The sequence below is a fragment of the Aeromicrobium sp. YIM 150415 genome, from assembly GCF_016918125.1.
GTDB lineage: Bacteria > Actinomycetota > Actinomycetes > Propionibacteriales > Nocardioidaceae > Aeromicrobium > Aeromicrobium piscarium.
In genome coordinates this window covers 63,190-84,771 of record NZ_JAERWM010000018.1, presented here as the reverse complement: position 1 = coordinate 84,771, position 21,582 = coordinate 63,190, and the positions used below count along the sequence as shown (strand labels likewise).

Here is a 21,582-nt window from a genome sequence, read left to right as displayed (position 1 = left end):
GTTCATGCAGAACATCGTCGTGCTCACTGGCGGGGTCGGTGGAGCGCGCTTCCTCGAAGGGATGCGCGCGGCATTTCCGGACGCCCAGATCACCGCCATCGTCAACACGGCCGACGACCTCTGGGTCTTCGGCGTTCGGGTCTGCCCGGATCTCGACTCGGTGATGTACACGCTCGGCGGCGGGATCGACCCCGAGCGGCGCTGGGGACGACAGGACGAGACCTGGAACGCCCGCGAGGAGCTGGAGCGCTATGGCGAGCCCGAGGCATGGTTCGGCCTGGGCGATCGCGATCTGGCGACCCATCTGGTGCGCTCGGACCGCCTGCGCCGCGGCGCCACGCTCTCCCAGGTGACCGACGAACTGTGCGAGCGGTGGCGACCGGGTATCCGCCTCGTTCCGATGACCGACGACGAGGTCGCCACCCGTCTGGTCGTCGAGACGCCTGAGGGTGAGAGTGACGTGCACTTCCAGGAGTACTGGATCCGCTATCGAGCCCAGGTGCCGATCCGGTCGCTGCGATACGAGGGCATCGAGTCGGCCGCCCCTGCTCCGGGTGTCGCCGAGGCCGTAGAGGGTGCCGACGTGATCGTGGTCGCGCCCTCGAATCCGATCGTCTCCATCGCCCCGATCCTTGCCGTGCCGGGCATGCGGGAGCTCCTGCGCACGGCAGCGGCACCGGTGGTCGGGGTCTCCCCGATCATCGCCGGTGGCCACGTGCGCGGTATGGCCGATCAGCTGCTCGGCGGGCTCGGTCTGGAGGTGAGCGCCGCCGGTGTCGCCGAGTTTCACGGCGCCCGATCGGGAGGTGGCGTGCTCGACGCCTGGCTCGTCGACACCGCGGATGCGGGGACGGTGTCGCGGATCGAGTCCGCCGGCATCGCCGCGCGGGCCGTCCCCCTCTACATGAGCGATGACGACACGACCCGAGCGCTGGCCGAGGATGCGCTGGAGCTCGCCCGGCCCCTGGCGGGAGAGCGCTGAGATGGTCGAGTTGATCGCGGTCGACGGTATCGGCGAGATCGCCCCCGGTGATGACCTTGCGGAACTCCTCACCGCGGCCACCGAGCTCGTCGACGGCGATGTCGTGGTCGTGACCAGCAAGATCGTCGCCAAGGCCGCGGGACTGGCCACGCGTCGATCCCGCGATGAGGTGCTCGCCGAGGAGACCGATCGGGTGGTGGCGCGCCGCGGCGGCACATCGATCGTCCGCACCCACCACGGGTTGACGATGGCGGCCGCCGGAATCGACGCCTCCAATGTCGAGGAGGGCTATGTCATCCCCTTGCCCCGCGACCCTGACGGTGATGCGCGACGGTTGCGCGCCCGCATCGTGGAGCTGGCCGGGGTCACCGTGGGTGTCGTGATCGCCGACACCGCGGGGCGGTCATGGCGCAACGGCCAGACGGACATGGCCATCGGCTGTGCGGGTGTCGTCCCGGTCGCGTCCTTCGCGGGGAAGACCGACGGCCACGGCAATACGCTCGTGGTCACCGCCCCTGCCGTCGTCGACGAGATCGCAGGTGCCGCCGAACTGGCATCGGGCAAGCTCGGTGGCCGTCCCTTCGTGGTCGTCCGGGGTCTCGATGCCTCGCTGCTCTCCGCCGATGACGGACCGGGCGCCGCCGCCCTCGTGCGCGACGAGGGCCAGGATCTCTTCGGCCTCGGCAGCCGCGAAGCCGTGCTCTCCGCGGCGCTGCGGGAGTCGAGGCGGGGATTCCTCGACTCCACAGACGAGTGGGAGGGACTCGATGAGGTCCTCGCAGCGGCGTCGGTGCCCTGTCGCCGCGACGGCAGCAGGGTGCTGATCGAGCGTGGTGACGACGATATCGAAGCGGGGGCGACCGCCGAGCGGGTGCGGGCTGTGGCCTTCGCCTATGGGCTCGACGTCGAGATCCTCGTCTCGGCAGATTCGGGGGACTGAGTCGCGGATCGCTTCGGCGACGGACTCCTCGCTGCGGCTATCCGGCCAGCAAGCTCTCGACCTGCGCGCACAGACACTGAAGCCCGAACTCGAACTGCGAGTCCGCCGGAAGGTCGATGATGGAGTCGCGTAGGGCGATCAATCGGGGGAACTCGTCCATCGGCAGGGCAGCGAAGCGATGGCTCTGCTGGCGTCGTCGCTCGTCGCTCTCGGCATCGTCGCCGGCCCAGTTCCTCGGCGCTTGGTAGCTCTCGAAGCCGAGCGTGTAGATGATGATGAACCCATAGCACTGGACGGCGAGCGGGCCGGGGATGCCGCTGGCGATGAGCCGGTCGATGACGGCCTCCATCGCTCCTCGACGGGCCTGCGGGCTCTCGGTGACGCGCGTGACGAGGATCTGCGCGACGGCCGGATGGTCGTGCAGGAGCTGGCGGAAGGCGTTCGCCATCGACACGATCGCCTCGGACGGCGTCTCGTTCGTGCTGCGGTCGGGCAGGACGAGGGACCCGAGCGCGAGATCGGCCATCGCGTCGAGGATCTCCTCCTTCGAGCGGAAGTACCCGTAGAAGGTCATGGTGCCGATCCCGATGCGAGACGCCAGGCGGCGGACGGTGAGCTTCTCCAGCCCGTCCTCGTCGGCGAGGGCGAGCGCGTGAGCGGCGATCGTCTCCGGGGTGAGCCGGGCGCCGTCGGTCGAGTTGGGAGACACCTGCACTGCCTTTCCTCTAGACGTCCGTACGCCGAGTCCGTACATTGTACCGTGTGTGGTTCTTGTGTCGATCACAGGGAACCGTGTGCACCACTCTTGCAGAAAGAGAGCGTCTCATGACATGGAATCAGCCGGTCGAACGGGACAGCGCCAACATGCTGGAGAAGAGCCTGCGCATCCTCCAGGCATTCCGCGCCGGCGATCAGAAGCTTCGGCTCAACGACCTGGTCGAGCGCACCGGGATGCCGAAGTCGACCGTCCACCGGCTCGCGCGGCTGCTCATCGAGCACCAGCTGATCGCTGTCGACGGGGACGGCTACGAGCTCGGCATCGGACTCTTCGAACTCAGCGGCCTGGTGCCGATCAACCGCGGCCTCCGAGAGACGGCGCTGCCGTTCCTGCAGGACCTGTTCCTGAGTACCCAGGAGACCGTGCATCTCGGGGTGCGCGACGGCCTCGACGTGGTCTATGTCGAGAAGATCCACGGTCACTCCGACCTGGGTCTGCCGTCGCGCATCGGCGGGCGGATGCCTCTCACCTGTACCGGCGTCGGCAAGGCGCTGCTGGCCTTCAGCAATGAGCAGGTCCGCCAGAGCGTCCTCGCCCGTCCGCTGCGGCGCATCACCCCCAAGTCGAATACCGACCTGGTCGCCCTCGGGCGGGAGCTGGCCGAGATCCGGGCCACGGGCTTCGCCTTCGAGAGGGAGGAGGCCACCCTAGGCCGGGCGTGTGTCGCGGCGCCGGTCCTCGTGCGGGGCGAAGCCGTGGCCGCCATCTCGGTCTCGGTTCCGGTCACGCAGTACCGTGTTCCACCGCTGGCCGCGGCAGTGAAGACCGCCGCTCTGGGTCTCGCGCGCCGACTCCGGCCCCCCATGGAGGCCGAGCGACTGGCGCCGGCCTCCGCCCGCACGCTTCCGCACCGTGTGGACACGTCGCGCCGCGCACATGCCTTCGGCTAGACGCCCATCCCGCGGCGCGGGATGACGCTTCCGCGGTCGCGAGCGATGCCGTGAGATGGATGCCGAGGCCGCGTGCGCCACGACGACAACTCGCTGTTGACGGGACGGATGCCCGTGACGAGCGCGGCGGCGGTGCGGTGTCTCGCCGCCAGCGACACGAGAGGAAGTCATATCCGTGAGCCAGATCGTCGGCGGTATCGCCGCGTCCCACAGCACGTTGATGAACACCCACTGGGCCGAGGTCGACCACCTGCAAGGACCCCACCGCTTCCGGGAGGGGCTGGACCGAGCGCGCGAGATGGTGGCCGAGCTGCGGCCGGATGCGATCGTGGTGATCGGCTCCAATCACTTCCGGGGCCTGTTCCTCGACCTGATGCCGTCGATCACCGTCGGGGTCGCCGAAGTACTCGGCGCCGGTGAGGCCGGAACCCCCGAAGGGCCGCTGCCGGTGGATCGCGAACTCGCCAAGCGAGTCGTCGACGGCCTCGTCGACGAGGGCTTCGATCCCGCCTTCTCGCTGAGGCTCACCGTGGACCACGGCATCACCCACAGCCTGCAGTACCTCGTCCCCGATCTCGACATCCCGATCGTCCCGGTCATCATCAACATGTTCGCGCCGCCGCTCATCGGTTTGCCGCGCGCCGCCGCGCTGGGTGCCGCGATCGGGGCAGCCACCCGCAGCGACGAGGCGGACAAGCGAGTGCTCGTCATCGCCTCGGGCGGACTCTCCCATCGGCTGCCATGGCCCGACTGGTCGCAGACTCTGTCCGATGACGATCGCTTCCTCGTCGAGGCGTGGCTGCACGGCCGCACCCAGTGGAAGGAGTTCGAGGTCCGCCGGCGGGAGATTATCCGCGCGGCCGAGCCCGATCTCAATCCCGACTTCGATCGCGACTTCCTGGCGCAGCTCGAACGCGGAGATCTCAGCGAGATCCTCTCCTGGTCCAACGACAAGCTCGAGGAGGTCGCGGGCAATGGGGCGCAGGAGATCCGCTCGTGGATCGCGATGACGACCGCGGTCGGCCCCGGCCGAGGACGGACCCTCGCCTACGAACCCATCGATGAATGGCTCACCGGCATGGGTGTCGCCTCCTTCGAGCCCACGCAGCACGATCCCGCCTGAACCGGTACCAGCAATCCGAGGAATGAGAGAGAGCAACGATGACGATCTGGACTGAACTGCGCAATGTCGCGTTCACGGTCGACTATGTGGACGCAGGCGGTCTGCGGACGCGTTCCCTGCGTGCCGGCCAGGGGGAACCGATCGTGATGCTGCACGGCACGAGCGGGCATCTGGAGGCCTTCGTGCGGAATGTCGCGGTGCTCAGCGAGCACTTCGAGTGCCACGCGATCGACATGATGGGCCATGGCTACACCGAGAGCCCTGGAGTGCCCTATCGGATCCCGGGTTATGTGCAGCACGTGCTCGACTACATGGACGCGGTCGGCCTCTCCTCGGCGCACTTCCTCGGAGAGTCGCTCGGCGGTTGGGTCTCGGGCAGGCTCGCGGCCGACCATCCCGAGCGGGTCAAGACCCTCGCCCTGGTCGCGGCAGGGGGCACGGTAGCCAAGCCGGAGGTGATGGAACGCATCAAGGGCAGCACTCGCAAGGCCGTGCTGAGCGATGACATCGCCTTCACCCGCCAGCGTCTCGAACTGCTCATGTTCGACTCGGCCAATGTCTCCGACGAGCTCGTCGAGATTCGACATGACATCTATCACCAGCCCGGCTTCGTGGAGAACATCGACCACCTGCTGTGCCTGCAGGAGATGGAGAACCGCACCCAGGATCTCCTCACGGCCGAGCAGCTGGGACGCATCACCGCGCCGACCCACGTCGTGTGGGGAGCGGAGAATCCTTTCGGCGACGTGCCCGAGGCGCGCGCGATGGCCGATGCCATCGGCGACGCGACGCTCGACATCTACGGCGAGTGCGGGCACTGGCCGCAGCATGAGCACGCGGATCGTTTCAACAAGGAGACCATCGCGTTCATCGAGGCGCACAGCCGATGACCGCACCGTCGTTGGGGATCCGCGTCCCCGCCTGCCGGCCGGCGACCGAGATCGCCGACTTCGCCGCGCGGGTGGAGGAGATGGGCTTCGACGAGCTGTACATCCCGGACTCGCAGCTGCTCTGGCGTGACCCCTATATGGCTCTCTACGGCGCTGCGCTGCAGACCTCGAGGATCAAGCTCGGCACGGCGGTGAGCAATGTCGTCACTCGGCATCCGAGCGTCGTCGCCTCGATCGCCCGGACGATCGCCGAGGTCGCGCCCGGGCGATTCCGGTTGGGCCTCGGGGTGGGCAACAGCTCGGTCGAGCCGGTCGCGCTGCGTCCGAGTAAGCAGGCCGAACTGCGGGCCGGGATGACCCAGATCCGAGGGCTCCTCGAGGGCGCCGAGATCGACTTCGGCACCCGTCGGGGCCGCCTGCGTGATCCCCAGCCTGATGTGCCGATCTACATGGCGGCGACCGGGCCGCGCAATCTCAAGCTCGCCGGCGAGATCGCCGACGGCGTGATCCTCCTCTCCGGTGTGTCGACACCGCTGCTCGAGCGCGCGATCGGTCTGGTGCGTGAAGGTGCGGAGGAGGCGGGGCGCCGACCCGAGGATGTCGGTGTGGTCGTCTCCGCCCACGCGATGGTGACCGATGACGTCGAGCGGGACGCCCGGATCCTCAAGCCGATCTGCGCCGGGATCGCCCAGCAGGGCGGCGGAGCCGCTCTCGCGTCCACGGGCATCGAGATCGACGTCCCGTCCGAGGTGCCGGGGGTCTACCCGGATCTCGTGCATGCGGAGGACTGGGATCTGGCCGTCGAGGTGTGCGGACAGTGGGTGAGTGATGCGGACGCTGTCCGTTTCGCCGAGAATTTCTGTCTCTTCGGCACCGCCGAGCACATTGTCGAGAGGATCGGCGAGGCTCAGCGTCTCGGGGTGACCTCGGTCTTCTTCCAGCACGTGGGCTCCTACCACCTGCCCGAGCAGCTGGCTGCCGACGTGGCCGGTTCGGTGCTTCCCCTCCTGACGGATTGAGAACGTGTCGACGGTCGAGGTCCTGGCCGAGGTCGCTTCCCGCACCGTACGGGAGGCGACCTCGCAGACGCGCGCGGATGCGGCCACGGAACTGCTCGACAGTGTCGGATGCATGATCCGCGGCGGCGACCATGCGATCAGCGGAGAGTTCCTCGACTACGCCAGGTCCTGGCACCCGGGCGAGGACACTGAGGCCATCGCGGTGGATGCCGCGCTTCCGCTCGAGCAGGCGGTGGTTCTCGACGCCCTGGCGTGCCATGTCGACGAGTTCGACAGCCTCCACGCGGGCTCGGCCACCGTCCCGGCTGCGGTCGTGGCGGCTCCGGCTCTCCACCTCGGGCGAGCCATGGGGGTCTCCGGCCGGAAGGTGATCGATGCCGTCATCGCCGGCTATCAGGTGATCGGCACGGTCGCGGCCCGATTCGGCGGATCAGGACTTTACGCGGCCGGGTGGTGGCCGACGTCCACCTTCGGCTCTCTCGGCTCGGCGGCCGCCGCCGCGACATTGCTGGGGCTCGACGAGGAGCGGACCTGCCACGCGCTCGGCATCGCGAGCATCGGCTCCGGCGGGTTGCTGGCCGGGGACCGGCTGGGGGGTGGCCACTATCTGAGCGCGGCACGCGCCGCAGCCGCGGGTGCGGCCGCGGCCCTGCAGGCCAAGGCCGGCGTGCAGGCCTCGTGGAAGGCGCTCGACGATCCGGCTCGTGCCGCCTTCCTCGGTTCCGGCTCGGACCCGTTCCCGGCGCCGAGCTCCACGGCGGTGGTCTCCGAATGCGTGACCAAGTGGTATCCCTGTGCGCGGCCGTTGCACGCGGTCGTGGAGGCGCTGCGATCCCTGCGGGACCGCTACGTCGATCTGTCCACGATCACGCGCGTGGAGATCGGACTGGATCCGGGTGTCCTCGCCTTCGTGACCGATCGGCGGGACGTGGCCGGACCCACCGAGGCGGCCGCGAGCGCGGCCTTCGTCGTCGATGCCGTCTGCGGGGGACACGAGGCCGAGGTCGGCTGGTTCAGGGAGGCGCGGTTGCGTCCGAGCGCGCCCGAGGTCGTCGTCGAGGCCCTGGAGACCGATGGACCGGACACCGCCTGGTCGGCGCGGGTGCGGTGTCGGACATCATCGGGCGCCTGGCAGGAGGTCGCCGCTGCGCCGCGCACGGATGCCGATCGCGAGGGAGTCGGCGCCAAGTTCCTCGCCAATGTCACGGCCGCGGGATTCGACACCGAGGCTGCCGACGACCTCCGTCGCTCACTCGTCGACCTCGACGATGCCGACGATCTCGGCTTCTTCGCTGCGGCCCTGCGCCGGCGACCCTGACGCTCTCGCGACCGGGTCGCCGACGGACGGGGATCAATCGGTCGGACGCGAGCAGACGTCGATCGCGGTGCGAACGAGGTGCCGGGTCAGGCGGGTCATCTCGCGCACATCCACCACGTTCATGCCTGCCGGAAAGTCCAGCGGCATCGGAGCGTCGGCACCGATCCTGTCCATGCCGATGCGCGCGGTGGGGATGCCACGCCCACGCAGGATATTGGCGTCCGTGGCACCGCTATTGGCCACGATGGTCTGATGCGGCCGTCCGTCCTCGGCTTCCCACGCGCTGATCGCTGCCTGCACGACGGGATCGTCGACGGAGGTGCTCGTCCCGGGGATGGCCAGGACTATCTCCCAGGACACCTCCAGCCCCTCATGGCGTCGACGGATGCCGTCGACGGCCTGGCCGAACTCACGGGCCACCTCAGCGGGTGTCACCCCTGGGCTGGTGCGCAGGTCGACCATGAAACGGGCCTGTGAGGCAGAGACCGCCGGCATGTGCATCCAGCCGCTGCGGATAGCCCCGATATTGCCCTGGGGCGCCACCAGGCCACGGGTGTGGCGAGCCGAATACTCGGGGAACCACTCCTCCAGGCCATCGATGACCTTGCCGGCCTCGACGATGGGATTGGCATAGGGCATCCGATGCCGGCTGCCCACATAGTTGAAGGTTCCGCCGACCGTCACCTCGAACCAGCAGAGGCCGACCTCCTCCCAGGCGACGGTCCATCCCGGCTTGGCGATGAGCGCGTGGTCGGGGTAGACACCCTGTTCGATCATGAACGAGCAGCCGGCTCCCTGCCCCGTGTTCTCACGGACGAGGTCCGAGCCTTGGCGCCGGTTCGTCGGCATGCCGCCGGCGCCGAGGCCGAGCCACAGATCTCCGGGCAGTGCGATGCCACTGCGGTGGATGGCCTCGACGGCCGCCAGCACGCAGGCAGCATGCCCCTTGGGGTTGCTGGCTCCGAGGCCGATGACGAACTCCCCGTCGACCGTCGCCGCGGGGCGCATGTCGGGTCGGAGGGTGGCGGCCGCCCACGGTTCGTCCTCGTCGGGGTTGCCCGTCGTCAGCGTGTCGATCGGTGCGTAGAGCAGGAGGCTGCGCCCACCTCCGGTGCCCTCGAGCTTCGCGACGGCATTCGCCTGCCGATCGTCGAGGGGCTGTAGGCGCGCGGGGATCCCCTGGATGTCGAGCTCCTGCACGGCCCATCGGGCGAGCGGCAGCTCCTCGCCGGTGGGGCTCGGGATGTCCACGACGCCGACGGCCAACTCGCGCAGCCGCTCGGGGCGGATCTGGGACAGCGCCGCGTGGGTGAGGTCGTCGAGATCGGGTGCGATGCTCATCGATCGTGCGTCTCTTGGCGGACGACGGTGCTGGTCAGGCGCAACAGCGCGACACGTACGAGGCGGATCGCGAGCAGCGCTCCTCCGATCGCCGCGGCACCGAGGACGGCATCCCTGGGGGTCGGCTTCATTGGTCTTCCTTTCGTTCCAAGAACTCACGGACGATGCGTCCGTAGGCGTGGGGTCGTTCCTCCTGCGGATGGTGCGAGGTGCGTGCGAGCACGGACACGTCGGCGTGCGGCATCGAGGCGGCCAGCGCCACGGCGTAGTCCGGTCCGGCGAAGGGGTCGTGCGATCCCCAGAGCCAGAGGGTCGGATGCTCGATCCCGGCGAGCAGGTCCGAGAGGTCCTGGGGTTCCCCGCGGCCGGAACCATCGGCTCCGGCCATCGCCCAGGGGGTGATGCTGTGCTCGTAGCGCAGCATCACGGTCGAGGAGGGCAGTCGCTCGGGGTGGAACCATTCGAGCCGGGCGATCAGTGCGCGCATTTTCTCCGGCGTCGGGCCCTCACCGCCGTAGTAGCGGCTGCGGGCTTCCCGGACCAGCGCCCCGGCGGTCGCCGCGGAGTCCGGCGCGGGCACGGGCTGGCTCCCGGTGACCACGAGCCGTCCGACCCGATCGGGATGCTGGGCGGCGAGAGTGAGGGCGACTGAGCCGCCCAGCGACTGGGCGACGATGTCGACCTGCCCGAGGCCCTGAAGGTCGAGGGTGTGGAGCAGGCAGGCCGCCTGATGGTCCCAGCCGGGACCGGTGATCGGCCCGTGCGCCGAGTCCCCGTACTGCGCGAGATCGACGAAGAGCCGTCGGCGCTGCGGGGCGGCGATCTCAGCGCTCTGACGGAAGTCGGCCCAACTGGAGCATCCGGGCCCTCCGCCGTGCAGGAACACGACGGGTGGCCCGGATCCCTCCGACCGGACGTGGAGCTCGATGGGGTCAGGCATCGGCCGGGAGAGGACGCTTCGAACCCGGTGTCGTGTCGACCTGCACGGTGGGCTCGACCTGCTCGATGTGGCGGCGGATCGCCGTGAGCGAGAGGTCGGGGCGGTAGAGCTTCTCCGGCGGGGCGTTCATGACATCGACCATCCACGCGTCCTGTCCGGTGAACTGGCCATGGAACAGCCAGCGGATCGCCGCCAGGTACTTGGCCTTGAAGAAGCCGGCCTTCACGCCGTCCTCGAATCTCACCATGATCTGGACATAGCGCACGTGATCCTCGTCCACCGGCACGTACCACTCGTAGTGGATGAACTGCGGGTAGGCGACGCGAAGCAGCCCGGGGAGCCGGAAGGAGACGAAGCCCGGGATGTTCAGCGACTTGATCACCGGGTTGACGTCCTTGCCCTTGCCGGGCGCATCCGGCAACGGCATCCGCTTCCACCAGCGCTTGTTGGTCCAGCGGCCGAGCCCGGGGAAGTCGGCCTCCCAGTGCACGGCGTCCTGGACGCGGATCAGCCAGCCGTCCTCCTCGACCACGCGAGTCTCGTTCCAGGCGGGCATCACCTTGAACAGTCGCCAGAGTGCGGTGTTGTGCAGGTACTTCGCGTGGCCCTCGTCGAAGCCGTTTTCCGCCGCGAAGCGCCAGTTCCCGTCGCGGATGTCCCAGCGACCGCCCATCGCGAAGTCGTGGTCGACCAGTTCGCGCGGGATGTCACGCTCTACCGGTGGCGGGTCCTCGGTGTCGTCGCCGACGTAGACCCAGACCAGGCCCAGCCGCTGTGCCACCGGATAGGTGGACACCGAGACCCGATTGTTGATGGGGGAGTCGGGGCCGTCGGTGAGGGCCGCGCACATCTTGCCGCTGTCGAGGCGGTAGGTCCACCCGTGATACGGGCAGCTGATCGTTCCTTCGTACTGGCGTCGGCCGAGGGACAGGGGGACCCCGCGGTGGGGGCAGCGGTCGTGCAGGGCGAAAATCTCGTCGTTGTCTCGGACGAGCACGATCTTCTCGCCGAGCAGTTCGATCGGCACCGGCTTCTTGCCGACCTGTTCGGCCCACATGATCGGGTACCAGTAGTTCCGGAAGCCGAGTTCGGCCTGGTCGTAGCGGGGCCAGGAGGTCCAGTCGTTGCCGTGCGGGTTGACCTTCTTCTTGCTGCTGGGGCGCGAGCGTGGGGCGCGTCGCTGGGCGACCTTGGGCGCCGGTGCGGCGGATACATCGTTCGTGGTCATCGGGGATCTTCCTTCCTCAGGTGTCAGATGTCGAGGACGAGTTCGGGGGTGCGGGCGCGCGAGACGCAGACCGCCAGGCTGGTGGTGTCCTCGAGCTCGGCGGGTGAGCGGTAGGAGTCGCGGTGGTCCGGTGTCCCGGAGAGGACGGCGACATCACAGGAGCCGCATACGCCCTCGCGGCAGGCGTTCGGTACCCCGAGCCCAGCTCCCTCCAGCGCGTCGAGGATGCTCTCCGCCGCTGAGACGTCGAGCTCGATGCCGGAGCGCTCGCAGGTGACGTGCACGGGTGTGGAGACCAGGTCGGAGAGGTCCTTGGCGACGAAACGCTCGACATTCAGCGAGCCCGTCGGCCAGTGGCCGCTGTGGTCCTCGACGGCATTGATCAGGCCGGAGGGGCCGCAGCAGTAGATGAGCGCGTCCTCCTGGGGATCTCCCAGAAGCGATGCCACGTCCAGTCGACCGACCTCGTCCTCCGGCTGCAGGAGAACCCGGTCGCCGTACTGTCCCAGCTCGTCGACGAAGGCCATCGATGACCTGCGCCGCCCGCCGTAGACGAGGCGCCAGGGCACACCGTCGTTCTCGGCCTGACGCAGCATCGTGAGGATCGGCGTGATGCCGATGCCGCCGGCGAGGAAGAGGTACTCCTTCGCGGGCGCCAAGGCGAAGTGATTGCGGGGGCCTCCGACCTCGACGATCTCGCCGGGATGGGCCACGTCGTGGATATAGGAGGATCCACCGCGCGACTCCTCCTCGAGGAGCACGGCGATCAGGTACCGTTGCCGATCGGTCGGATCCCCGCAGAGCGAGTACTGGCGCACCACGTCGGGCAGTCCCAGGTCGATATGGGCGCCGGGTGTCCACTCCGGCAGCCAGGCTCCGTCGGGGTCGACGAGCTCGATGCTCATCACGCCGTCCGCCTCCAGGCGCATGCCCCGGATCATGAGATCCAGAACGCCGGTCTCCTCGTCCCAGTCGGTCATCGTGTTGTCTCCCCTTCGGTTCGGGTCCAATGTCGTTGCGCGAGCCACAGAGTGGCAGCGGCGAGAAGGGCGGCACCGGCGATCACGGTCCACGAGGGTCCGAAGGGACCCTCGCCGGCGATCGCGGCGAAGACCAGAGGTCCGCAGACGCCGCCGAAGAACACGCCGCCCTGGGTCATCCCGGTCGCCGCGGCGATGCGGTCGGGACGGGCATAAGTGACGCTCAGATTGAAGAGCCCGTTCCAGCCCCAGCCGAGCGCGTAGGCCAGCACGACCCCGGCGACATAGGTCCACGCGACTCCCCAGGCGATCAACAGGTAGCCGACGGAGCCGAGCGCCAAGAGCCAGGCCACGAGTGACAGTGCCCCGGGTCCGTCGCGGCGTCCGCCTCGCCAGGCGACGACGATGCGCACCGAGATACAGGCGAGGCTGCCGGTGATCTGCGCGGCGGCGATCGTGGTCGGCGACAGCGCCAGTTCCTCGCCTGTCACAGCCACGAAGGAAGGCAATGTGGTGGCGGCGAAGGACGCGAGGAAGGCCCCGAGTACGAGACCGATCATCAGCAGCGAACCGCCGGCCTGGATCTGTGCGGGCGCCGGGCCCTCGCCAGGCCGAGTCGCCCGGGCCGGCCGCCGCGGTCCGGCGGGGATGACCAGCTGTGCGACCAGCGTCAGCGCGACGACGATCCAGATCGCCGGTCGCCAGGAGGCCGCGTTCCCGAAGACCGCCAGCAGCAGGCCTGAGGTGAGCGTCGCCAGCGGGATGGCCGACTGGACGAGTCCGAAGGCAAGACCTCGTCGGGGTTGGTCGATGGTGGAGAGCACGTGGTTCGACGATGGCTGCACCAGGCAGTTGGGGAGGCCGAGGAAGGCCAGCGCGATGATCACCGCTTCGGCCGATGAGGCGAGCGCGACGGCCGCGAGGCCGACCGAGCTGCCGGCGGCGGCCAGGCGCAGCGAGTTCTGTGGTCCGAGCAGTGCCACCAGATGGCCGCCGATCGGCGATAACGCGGCCGACACGATGTAGTAGGCCGCGACCGAGAGCCCGAGTTGGGCGGGCGTGAACGAGAAGCTCCGACCGATCTGGATGGCGATCGTGCCGATGAGGAAGGGAGGCAATGATGCGGCCACCATCGTCCAGACGACGCCGGTGACGGCCCTCGTGCCGTTCTGCTGCCGAAGCGCGGACGTTGCCATATCGCACCTCCTCTCGCGACGACGTACAACGTACGGTACGTCACATCACCGGCACGGTAAAGGCGTCCCGCAGTTCAGTCCCGTGTGGTGGAATCGAGGAGCTCTTCCAGCTCGGGTCTCGCCAGGGACAGGGCCAATCCCAGGCTGAGGCCGATCCTCGCCTTCTGCGGGGTCAGGCCATTCGCCCGCAGCGCATCGCCGTCGACCGGTGCCACCGGGCCGAAGGGCGTGCGCGCGGCCCGGCAGATCACCACGCCTGCCTCGCGCGCCTCGTCGAGGGCCTGCTGTTCGGCTCCGGTCACGAAGCCGGCGCCCATCCCCGCGATGACGAGACCCTCCGAGAGCGCGGCGAGCGCTCGTACGCTCGAGCCGTCGCTGTCGAGGTGCGACTCCAGGAGTGAGACACGCGGCAGCGTCGAGGGCAGCTCGCGCCGTGCGAGCGGTGAGGTGGGGGTCGCTCGTCCGGTGATCCGGACCCGGCGATGTGCCTCGATGATGCCCATCGGCGGCGCCGACCGGCTGAAGGTGTCGACCCCGGTGGTGTGCGCCTTGAAGGCTTCGGCCGGATGCAGCACGGTGCCGTCCGAGACCACGGTCACGGGGGACGGCGCCGACCCATCGCGTGCGACGGCGAAGGAGTCCAGGAGATTGGGCAGGGCATCGCTGCCGATGGCGCTCGGAGGTCGCATGGCGGCGGTGACCACGACCGGCACGGGTCCCGGATAGAGCAGCCAGAGCAGATAGGCGATCTCCTCCAGCCCATTCGATCCGCAGCTCACGACGATGCCGGCCGGGGGCGCCGGGTGATCCGCGATCGCCCGTAGATGGGTCACCAGATCCCTCACCTCGTCCCACCCGAGCAGGTGACTCGGGCGGGACGCCCAGGCCTGCACGTCGACGGGTCCGGCGTACTCGGCCACGGGAGCGAGCAGCTCCTCGGGACTGAGGGTCTGTCCGGTGAGGAAGTACCGCTCGGCGTCGAGTGGATCGTGGCCGACCGACTGGATCGTGCCGCCCAGTGCGATCCACCGGACGAGATCCGCGCTCATGGTCGCGACCGGGCGGCGCCGGCGATCTCTGCCACGAACTCCGAGACCAGGCGACCGAACTCCTCCGGTCGGTGATCCACTGCGGGGACTCCGGTGCTCTCGATGATCGCGGTACGGGCGCCGTCGAGGTGTTCGAGGAACCGGGGGATGTCGGGGAGCGAGTAGGAGTCGAGTTCGCCGCAGACCACAAGGGCCTGCGCCGTCACGGAGGTGATCCGCTCCTCCATCCGATAACGGTTCACGGCCTGATGGCCCTCCTCGACCCGGTCGATGACGCGCAGCGCGTCCGCGACGAAGCGATTGACCAGGTCGGGCCGGCCCGGAGGGTAGAAGTCGGCTCGCCGGGCCCATAGCGCGGCGAGGTGGCTGCCGTCGTCGTGGACCTCGACATGGTCGATCGGTGGCGCGAGGCTGACACGGTCCCGCCGTGCCGCGTCGACATAGGGCACGCCGGACAGGACCAGGCCGCGAACCCGATCGGGATGCCGAGCGGCGACCTCCAGGGCGATGACTCCGCCGGTGTGGTGGCCCACGATCACCGGCCGATCGATCGACAGAGCGTCGAGCAGATCATCGACGGCATCGGCGAAGAGCTCGATACTGAAGGGCTCGTCGGTGCGCGCCGAAGCACCGAAGCCGAGGGTGTCCATGGCGATGGCGCGTGCGGAGGAGCCGACCAGGGGGAGGACATCGCGATATTCATCGCTCGATCGCGGAGTCTGGTGGAGCAGGAGCACAGGGACGCCGTCGCCGTGCTCGACGTAGTGCAGCGGCCCGAAACGCGACGGCGCGTAGCCCTTGATCATGCTGTCTCCTCTGTTCCTGAGCGGTCGGCCATCAGCAAGCGGCCGAAGCGGGGGATGGGGTCGTCGATGCGCAGGGTTCGCAGCACGTCCCAGAGCAAGGCCTGGTTGCTGGTGATCAGCGGTAGCCCGGTAGCAGCCTCGATCCAGTGATGCGCCTCCGCGACCCGGGTGCCGGCGCAGCTGAGCAGGATTGCGTCGGCCTCGCGGCGGTCGAATTCGAGGGCCGCGGTGAGCCAGTACTCCGGCGGGATGAGGCCCTGTTCGACGGGGGTGAGGCAGCTGGGGCCGCGGGCGTCCAGGACGGTGAACCCGAGCCTTTCGAGGTGGTCGATCTCCCGTTCCTCCACCTCGGGTGGGTAGGGGTCGAGCAGCAGGATCCGTTCGGCGCGCAGGTGCCGGAGCGCCTCGACCACCGCCTCGATCGTCGTGACGACCGGCAGCGAGGTCTCCGCGGCGATGCGACGCCGCAGGGGTTCCGGACCGAGCAGCATGCTCGCGGCGGTGCAGTTGAAGGCGATGAGGTCGACCGCGGCGTCGGCGAGCAGACCCGCGTGGAGTTCCAGGTCATCGGCCAGCGCGAGGTCATCGGCCACCCCCGTGGCGCGGAAGGGCAGCCGCGTGGTGAGGAACTGCACCCCGGTGGGGGCCATCAGCTGGATCTCGTCATCGCAGAGCCCACCCGATGGATACAGGTGGCCCACCCGTGCGACCCGGGATGCCGGGGTCTTCACCGCTCCGTACATAGTACCGAGCAGTGTACGGCCGGGTGCCCCGCTTGCCTAGGCCCTCGCCGCGGCCCGCTGCCGGCGCCAGAGTTCCCGGCGCTCGCGCTGCTGTTCGGGATCCGCGAAGGGCACCGCCGAGATCAGCTCCCGCGTGTAGTCCTCCTGAGGCGAGAAGAGGATCTGCCGTGTCTCACCCACCTCGACCAGCGCGCCGTGTCGCATCACCGCGACGCGATCGGCGAGCATCGCCACCACCGCCAGGTCATGGGTGATGAACAACGAGGCGAAGCCCAACTCATGTTGCAGGTCTCGATAGACCTCGAGAACGGTCGCCTGCACGCTGACGTCCAAGGCGCTCGTCGGTTCGTCGGCGATCAGCAGCCGGGGTCGCCGGACCAGCGCACGGGCCAGGCTGACCCGTTGGCACTGTCCGCCTGACAGCTCATAGGGCATGCGCTCGGCGAAGGAGCGGGGGATCTCGACGGCGTCCAGCATCTCCTGCGCGCGGGTGTGCATGTCCGCGCGGGACAGGCCGGGGGTGTGGCGCAAGGGAGCGGCCACCGATTCGATCACGGAGTGATACGGATTGAGCGACCCCGCCGGGTCCTGGAATACCATGCCGACCTCTCGGCGGATCGCGCGCAGGTCCCGACCGGAGGCGCCGATCACCGGGTGGCCCAGGATCTCCACGCGACCCGAGTCGGCCGGCTGCAGTCCGGCGATCGCCCGGCCGGTCGTGGACTTGCCCGAACCGGACTCCCCCACCAGCGCGAGGGTCTCACCGGGCAGGACCTGGAAGGAGACCTCGTCGACGGCAGTGACGCCCCCGGGGGAGAGCGCCCCGCCGCCGAACATCACCGTCAGCCGATCGACCGCCACGACCGGGTCACCGGCACCGACCGCGGTGGCGGGCCTCTCGCTGATGGCCTCCTCGGTGACGTGCGGGACATCGCGCAGCAGATGACGCGTGTAGTCGGCCCGGGGCGCGGAGAAGATCTGGTCCACCGTGCCGGTCTCGACGAGCTCCCCGCGGTACATGACGGCGACCCGGTCCGCGATATCGGCCACGACGCCCATGTTGTGGGTGATGAGCAGGATCGACATCGTGAAGCGGTCCTTCAGCTCACGCAGGAGTTCCAGGATCTCCGCCTGCACCGTGACATCCAATGCCGTGGTGGGCTCATCGGCGACCAGCACCTCAGGGTCGCAGCAGAGGGCGAGGGCGATGGCGACCCGCTGCTTCTGCCCCCCGGACAGCTGATGCGGGTAGTAGTCCACCCGCGCCTCCGGGTCGGGGAGGCCGACGAGGGCGAGCAGCTCGCCCGCGCGTCGTCGAGCGTCCTTCGCCGAGATATCCGTATGAGCGCGCAGGGTGTCGATCAGCTGCGCGCCCACCGTGAAGACGGGGTTCAGGGCCCGGGAGGGATCCTGGAAGATCATCGCCACCCGATCGCCGCGCAGCGCGCGCAGCTGCTGCTCGGTCATCGTCGCGACATCGTCCGCGCCGAGCAGGACGCGTCCCTCTCGTTCCGCCGCCGGTGGCAGAAGCCCCAGTGTGGACCACGCGGTCATGGACTTCCCCGACCCGGACTCTCCGACCAGGGCCAGGACCTCACCACGTCGCAGAGACAGGTTCAGCCCGCGCACCGCGGTGACATCGATGCCCGCGGCACGGAATCGGACGCTGAGGTCGTCGATATGCAGGACGGTGGGGGAATCGGGGTGGTGCTCGGGTGGGGTGGTCATGGTGGTCCTTCCGGGAGGCTGGTCTCCGGGGCGGAGTCGGACAGGGGGCCACGTCATCGGCATCGATGGACCGCGCTGTCCTGCCGGTGGCCGACCCCTGCGCGCCGGGCGAGGTGCGTGCCGCCGGGCGCTGTCCAGGGGTGTTGTGGGTCGATACTAGTGAGCCGACAGCGGCAAAGGTCGTTCCGGTTTGACATGTTTCGGGCATATGAACGGGCCGAAAGTCCAGGATCCTGCACGACCGGAGGGATGTTGGCGGAAGTGCCGTCATCTGTGTCCGCCGGGCCTCTGATTCGGGTTCTATGGATCGACACCAGCACGCTCGATCGAGGAGACGGTCCGCTCTTATGGAACTCGGCCCATTGACGGAGATTCGTCGGGATCTGCATCGCCATGCGGAGCTCGGATTCATGGAGTTCCGCACCGCATCGCGCGTGGAGGATCACCTGGCCGGTCTGCCGTTGACCTGGCGGCGGGGAGCCGAGGCCATCGATCTCTCGCAGATCGCCGTGCTGCCTGAGGAGGCCGAACAGGACTTCTGGGCACAGGCCGCGATCGATGCTGGCGTCGCCCCCGATCGTGTCGACTACTTCCAGCGGCATGGCACGGCACTCGTGGCCGAGATCGAGGGGACCCGAGATGGTCCGATCTGGGCCGTCCGCTCGGACATGGACGCACTGCCGATCACCGAATCGGTGCAGCCGGAGCATCGCCCGCAGCAGCTGGACTTCCGCTCCCGGACGCCGGCCATGCACGCCTGCGGTCACGACGCCCACACGGCCATCGGCATCGGTCTGCTGCATCGCCTCGCCGCGGACCGAGACTTCCCGGGCACCGTGCGCGTCCTCTTCCAGCCGGCGGAGGAAGGGGTGCGGGGAGCGCGGGGGATGATCGCCGCCGGAGTGCTCAAAGGCGTCGATGCGATGCTCGCCGTGCACGTCCTCGGTGACCGGCCGCTCGGGACCCTGATCGGCAGTGTCACCGGGGCGATGGCGACCGAGAAGCTGAGGATCCGATTCCGTGGCCGGGCGTCGCACGCGGCCGTCTCGCCGGAGGACGGGCGGAACGCGCTGATCGCGGCGGCGATGGCCTCGCTCGGCATCATGTCGCTCCCGCGGTTCAGCGCCGCCGACACCCGGCTCAATGTCGGCACCCTGCACGCGGGAGACAATGTCAACATCGTCCCCGAGACCGCCGAGCTCACCTGCGAGGCGCGAGCTGCGGACGACGACGTCCTGACCGAGCTCATCCGCCGAGTCCGCCGAGTCGTGGAGGGCGTCGCCCACACGCAGGAGGTCGACCACGACATCGCGGTCGTGGGAGCCTCGTGCACGATCTCACCGACACCGAGCCTCGTCGAGGAGGTGCTCCGTGCGGCGCAGCACGTCGAGGCCCTGCAGGATCGTCTCCCGACGCATTTCCAGCCTGCCAGCGATGACATGCACCTGATGGTGCGAGAGGTCCAGGATCATGGTGGCCGGGGAGCTTATATCAACATCGGGGGCGCGAGCCCCGGGCCACACCACAGTCCGACCTTCGATCTCGAGGAGAGATTCATGCTCGATGCCGTCGACGTCCTCGAGGCGGTCGTCCGCGGACGGGGTGACACCGAGGGCCCGAAGGGTGGAGACCGATGAACACGACACCGCGCAAGGGGTACGCCGACGCGCCGACGGGACAGGTCCACTACGCGGAGTGCGGCACCGGGTTCCCGGTGCTGCTGCTGCATCAGACCCCTCGTTCCTGGCGCGAGTTCGCGGACGTGCTGCCGCTGCTGGGGCAGCACGTCCGCGCCATCGCGGTGGACACCCCTGGCTTCGGGGAATCAACTCTCGAAGGACCGGTGACGATCGAGCGGTTCGCCGACGGGATCGCCGGTCTGATCGACAGCCTGGGATTGGAACGCCTCGCGCTGGCAGGCCACCACACGGGGGGAGTGGTCGCGGTCGAGCTGGCAGCACGACTCGGATCGCAGGTGGAGGCACTCGTGCTCTCGGGTACCTCGTTCATGACCGCCGAGAAGCGCGCGCGTGCCCATGAGCGACCGCTCGTCGACTGGGTGGACCCCCGCGCGGACGGAGGCCATCTCGTGGATCTCTGGCAGCGCCGCCGCGACTTCTACCGACCCGGCGAGGAGCGCTTCTTGAACACCTTCGTCGCCGACGCCCTGCGGGTCCTGGACGAGGTGGAGGAGGGCCATCACGCCTGCCGGCGTTATGTGATGGAACCTCGGCTGCTGGAGATCACCGCCCCGGTCACCGTCGTCTCCGGACGCGACGATCGGTTCGCCGAGCCCTCGCTGGCGCCGATGGCGGAGGCCTTCGGGGTGGAGTTCGACCTGCTCGACGGGCACGTCCCGCTGCCGGAGCAGAACCCGGAGGGATTCGCCCGCGCGGTGCTCGACGCCCTCGAGCGCGCCACGGCGGGCTAGGGGGTCATCAGCCCACCGGTTGGTCGAGCTGCCAGGACGAGGTGACGGTGTCCGGCAAATCCGTGGTCCCGGCATTGCGCCCATCGGGCCCTAACAGGTGCATCACGCGCTTGAAATAGCGGATGCCCACAGCGCGATCGACCACCCTCACCTGGGGGAACTGAGACAGCAGATGGCTCTCCACCGCGCTGGCCTCCGAAGGCTGGTTCACCAGCAGGCTGAAGACCAGGTTGGCCTCCGTGCCGAGGGTCTCCGCCACGATCCGGGTCTGCGGTTCGGCGGCGAGCATCGTGCCGACGTCCGACAGCTGCGGCGCCGGCACCGATGCCCAGAGCGTGATGCTCTGTGAGAGCGGCAGGTACGGCCGCGCGCAGTCGACGCGCAGAGCGATCTGGCCGCACTGGCGCAGGATGTCGATACGCCGTTTGATCAACGTCGGGTTGCCGTCGAGGCGTTCGGCCATCGTCCGTACCGGGGTACGGACGTCGTGGAGCAGGAGCGCGATGATCCGGCGATCCAGCGGGTGGGGTCGGTATCGGCTCACGATCGGCCGCGTGGTGCGGTCGTAGTCGATCCGGCGGTAGGCGGCCTTCTCCAGCGCACCCACCCGCCAGCGCGATCCGTCCTTGAAGGTGCGCAGGATCAGCTGTTTGCGCTGCCTGCGCACGCCGGTGATCGCCGCGAGCTCGCGATCGAGCACCTCCACGGTCGACGGCTCGGCCGATTGGAGCACGGTCAGGTGCAGGTCGTAGTCGCCGAGCACCATCTCGGCGCTGGTCACCGACGGCAGCGCGGACAGCTGCTCGCCGACTGTCGCGGCATGTCCAGGCTGACAGGACAGGTCGATGAAGGACGATGACACGCCCGTGGCGCTGAAGGGCTGGGCGACCAGCCAGGCCAGACGGGTCTCCTCGAGGCGCTTCCAGCGTCGTGCGCAGGTGGTGGCATCGGAGTCGACCGCCCGTCCGATCTCCTTCCAGGTGGCCCGCGGATCCGCCGCGAGTGCATCGATGAGCGTCAGGTCGGACTCTTTCAGGACTACGCTGTTTTCCGGCAACGTCGGCCTCCTACGTTGAGATTTCCTGCGTGAGGTGTCGTCGTTCATGACGATTGGCGCGGATCCCACCAGTGGTGCACGTCACCCACCGCAGAATCATGGACATCCCCCGGCGGACCATTCCGGGACCTGATGAGGAGGAA

The 21,582-nt window shown here is 68.9% G+C and carries 21 protein-coding genes; 9 read left to right on the top strand and 12 right to left on the bottom strand.

The window, feature by feature from the left end; genetic code table 11:
* The first annotated feature begins 4 nt into the window (after positions 1-4).
* Complete coding sequence (cofD, locus tag JL108_RS12175; protein WP_205198530.1) at positions 5-982, top strand: 2-phospho-L-lactate transferase; 978 nt, start codon at positions 5-7, stop codon at positions 980-982.
* 1 nt (position 983) lies between these two features.
* Positions 984-1,922 (top strand): coenzyme F420-0:L-glutamate ligase, encoded by a 939-nt coding sequence (cofE, locus tag JL108_RS12170; RefSeq protein WP_205198529.1) that lies wholly within the window; start codon positions 984-986, stop codon positions 1,920-1,922.
* Positions 1,923-1,959: 37 nt separating this feature from the next.
* On the opposite strand, the gene JL108_RS12165 is transcribed toward cofE, so the two are convergent.
* Positions 1,960-2,631 (bottom strand): TetR/AcrR family transcriptional regulator, encoded by a 672-nt coding sequence (locus JL108_RS12165; protein WP_205198528.1) that lies wholly within the window; start codon positions 2,629-2,631, stop codon positions 1,960-1,962.
* A gap of 116 nt (positions 2,632-2,747) precedes the next feature.
* On the opposite strand from JL108_RS12165, the gene JL108_RS12160 reads away from it, so the two are divergent.
* From JL108_RS12160 to JL108_RS12140, 5 genes are all read left to right on the top strand, one after another.
* Positions 2,748-3,590, top strand: coding sequence for an IclR family transcriptional regulator (locus JL108_RS12160; RefSeq protein ID WP_205198527.1), 843 nt, complete (start codon positions 2,748-2,750; stop codon positions 3,588-3,590).
* 175 nt (positions 3,591-3,765) lie between these two features.
* Positions 3,766-4,713, top strand: a complete 948-nt coding sequence (locus JL108_RS12155; protein WP_205198526.1) for a hypothetical protein — start codon at positions 3,766-3,768, stop codon at positions 4,711-4,713.
* 38 nt (positions 4,714-4,751) lie between these two features.
* A complete protein-coding gene (locus JL108_RS12150) occupies positions 4,752-5,603 on the top strand; it encodes an alpha/beta fold hydrolase (RefSeq protein ID WP_205198525.1) in 852 nt (283 codons plus the stop codon).
* Positions 5,600-6,622, top strand: coding sequence for an LLM class flavin-dependent oxidoreductase (locus JL108_RS12145; protein WP_205198524.1), 1,023 nt, complete (start codon positions 5,600-5,602; stop codon positions 6,620-6,622). The genes JL108_RS12150 and JL108_RS12145 overlap by 4 nt, the downstream gene beginning before the upstream one ends.
* A 4-nt stretch (positions 6,623-6,626) precedes the next feature.
* A complete protein-coding gene (locus JL108_RS12140; protein ID WP_205198523.1) occupies positions 6,627-7,940 on the top strand; it encodes an MmgE/PrpD family protein in 1,314 nt (437 codons plus the stop codon).
* 33 nt (positions 7,941-7,973) lie between these two features.
* On the opposite strand, the gene JL108_RS12135 is transcribed toward JL108_RS12140, so the two are convergent.
* The 10 genes from JL108_RS12135 to JL108_RS12095 all read right to left on the bottom strand — a co-directional run bounded on the left by JL108_RS12135 (position 7,974) and on the right by JL108_RS12095 (position 17,951).
* The gene (locus JL108_RS12135; protein ID WP_205198522.1) at positions 7,974-9,281 is read right to left on the bottom strand and encodes a M20 family metallopeptidase; all 1,308 of its coding nucleotides are present in this window, start codon (positions 9,279-9,281) and stop codon (positions 7,974-7,976) included.
* Positions 9,278-9,412, bottom strand: coding sequence for a hypothetical protein (locus tag JL108_RS20255; protein ID WP_275888656.1), 135 nt, complete (start codon positions 9,410-9,412; stop codon positions 9,278-9,280). Before JL108_RS20255 ends, JL108_RS12135 begins: the two co-directional genes overlap by 4 nt.
* Complete coding sequence (locus JL108_RS12130; RefSeq protein ID WP_205198521.1) at positions 9,409-10,221, bottom strand: alpha/beta fold hydrolase; 813 nt, start codon at positions 10,219-10,221, stop codon at positions 9,409-9,411. The genes JL108_RS20255 and JL108_RS12130 overlap by 4 nt, the downstream gene beginning before the upstream one ends.
* Entirely contained in the window at positions 10,214-11,449 is a 1,236-nt protein-coding gene (locus JL108_RS12125) for an aromatic ring-hydroxylating dioxygenase subunit alpha (protein ID WP_205198520.1), read from the bottom strand. Before JL108_RS12125 ends, JL108_RS12130 begins: the two co-directional genes overlap by 8 nt.
* A gap of 23 nt (positions 11,450-11,472) precedes the next feature.
* A complete protein-coding gene (locus JL108_RS12120) occupies positions 11,473-12,429 on the bottom strand; it encodes a PDR/VanB family oxidoreductase (RefSeq protein ID WP_205198519.1) in 957 nt (318 codons plus the stop codon).
* Entirely contained in the window at positions 12,426-13,625 is a 1,200-nt protein-coding gene (locus tag JL108_RS12115) for an MFS transporter (protein ID WP_205198518.1), read from the bottom strand. Before JL108_RS12115 ends, JL108_RS12120 begins: the two co-directional genes overlap by 4 nt.
* A gap of 74 nt (positions 13,626-13,699) precedes the next feature.
* On the bottom strand, positions 13,700-14,674 hold the full coding sequence (locus tag JL108_RS12110; RefSeq protein ID WP_205198517.1) for an asparaginase: 975 nt from the start codon (positions 14,672-14,674) through the stop codon (positions 13,700-13,702).
* Positions 14,671-15,480, bottom strand: a complete 810-nt coding sequence (locus tag JL108_RS12105) for an alpha/beta fold hydrolase (protein WP_205198516.1) — start codon at positions 15,478-15,480, stop codon at positions 14,671-14,673. The genes JL108_RS12110 and JL108_RS12105 overlap by 4 nt, the downstream gene beginning before the upstream one ends.
* Positions 15,477-16,211, bottom strand: a complete 735-nt coding sequence (locus JL108_RS12100) for an aspartate/glutamate racemase family protein (RefSeq protein WP_205198515.1) — start codon at positions 16,209-16,211, stop codon at positions 15,477-15,479. Before JL108_RS12100 ends, JL108_RS12105 begins: the two co-directional genes overlap by 4 nt.
* Positions 16,212-16,259: 48 nt before the next feature.
* Entirely contained in the window at positions 16,260-17,951 is a 1,692-nt protein-coding gene (locus JL108_RS12095; RefSeq protein ID WP_205198514.1) for an ABC transporter ATP-binding protein, read from the bottom strand.
* 302 nt (positions 17,952-18,253) lie between these two features.
* On the opposite strand from JL108_RS12095, the gene JL108_RS12090 reads away from it, so the two are divergent.
* Entirely contained in the window at positions 18,254-19,588 is a 1,335-nt protein-coding gene (locus JL108_RS12090; RefSeq protein ID WP_307837254.1) for an amidohydrolase, read from the top strand.
* Positions 19,585-20,382, top strand: coding sequence for an alpha/beta fold hydrolase (locus tag JL108_RS12085; RefSeq protein ID WP_205198512.1), 798 nt, complete (start codon positions 19,585-19,587; stop codon positions 20,380-20,382). Before JL108_RS12090 ends, JL108_RS12085 begins: the two co-directional genes overlap by 4 nt.
* Positions 20,383-20,389: 7 nt before the next feature.
* Here the strand turns inward: JL108_RS12085 and JL108_RS12080 are convergent, their stop codons facing one another.
* Positions 20,390-21,439: an AsnC family transcriptional regulator gene (locus tag JL108_RS12080; protein ID WP_185973031.1), complete on the bottom strand. Its 1,050-nt coding sequence runs from the start codon at positions 21,437-21,439 to the stop codon at positions 20,390-20,392.
* Positions 21,440-21,582: the final 143 nt, after the last annotated feature.

What these genes read in the sequence shown, in the direction of transcription:
- JL108_RS12125 (WP_205198520.1), bottom strand. Translation starts at nt 11,449, where the DNA reads ATGACCACGAACGATGTATCCGCCGCACCGGCGCCCAAGGTCGCCCAG.
- JL108_RS20255 (WP_275888656.1), bottom strand. Translation starts at nt 9,412, where the DNA reads ATGAAGCCGACCCCCAGGGATGCCGTCCTCGGTGCCGCGGCGATCGGA.
- JL108_RS12120 (WP_205198519.1), bottom strand. Translation starts at nt 12,429, where the DNA reads ATGACCGACTGGGACGAGGAGACCGGCGTTCTGGATCTCATGATCCGG.
- JL108_RS12090 (WP_307837254.1), top strand. Translation starts at nt 18,254, where the DNA reads ATGGATCGACACCAGCACGCTCGATCGAGGAGACGGTCCGCTCTTATG.
- JL108_RS12105 (WP_205198516.1), bottom strand. Translation starts at nt 15,480, where the DNA reads ATGATCAAGGGCTACGCGCCGTCGCGTTTCGGGCCGCTGCACTACGTC.
- cofE (WP_205198529.1), top strand. Translation starts at nt 984, where the DNA reads ATGGTCGAGTTGATCGCGGTCGACGGTATCGGCGAGATCGCCCCCGGT.
- JL108_RS12085 (WP_205198512.1), top strand. Translation starts at nt 19,585, where the DNA reads ATGAACACGACACCGCGCAAGGGGTACGCCGACGCGCCGACGGGACAG.
- JL108_RS12160 (WP_205198527.1), top strand. Translation starts at nt 2,748, where the DNA reads ATGACATGGAATCAGCCGGTCGAACGGGACAGCGCCAACATGCTGGAG.
- JL108_RS12150 (WP_205198525.1), top strand. Translation starts at nt 4,752, where the DNA reads ATGACGATCTGGACTGAACTGCGCAATGTCGCGTTCACGGTCGACTAT.
- JL108_RS12110 (WP_205198517.1), bottom strand. Translation starts at nt 14,674, where the DNA reads ATGAGCGCGGATCTCGTCCGGTGGATCGCACTGGGCGGCACGATCCAG.
- JL108_RS12135 (WP_205198522.1), bottom strand. Translation starts at nt 9,281, where the DNA reads ATGAGCATCGCACCCGATCTCGACGACCTCACCCACGCGGCGCTGTCC.
- JL108_RS12145 (WP_205198524.1), top strand. Translation starts at nt 5,600, where the DNA reads ATGACCGCACCGTCGTTGGGGATCCGCGTCCCCGCCTGCCGGCCGGCG.
- JL108_RS12095 (WP_205198514.1), bottom strand. Translation starts at nt 17,951, where the DNA reads ATGACCACCCCACCCGAGCACCACCCCGATTCCCCCACCGTCCTGCAT.
- JL108_RS12115 (WP_205198518.1), bottom strand. Translation starts at nt 13,625, where the DNA reads ATGGCAACGTCCGCGCTTCGGCAGCAGAACGGCACGAGGGCCGTCACC.
- cofD (WP_205198530.1), top strand. Translation starts at nt 5, where the DNA reads ATGCAGAACATCGTCGTGCTCACTGGCGGGGTCGGTGGAGCGCGCTTC.
- JL108_RS12130 (WP_205198521.1), bottom strand. Translation starts at nt 10,221, where the DNA reads ATGCCTGACCCCATCGAGCTCCACGTCCGGTCGGAGGGATCCGGGCCA.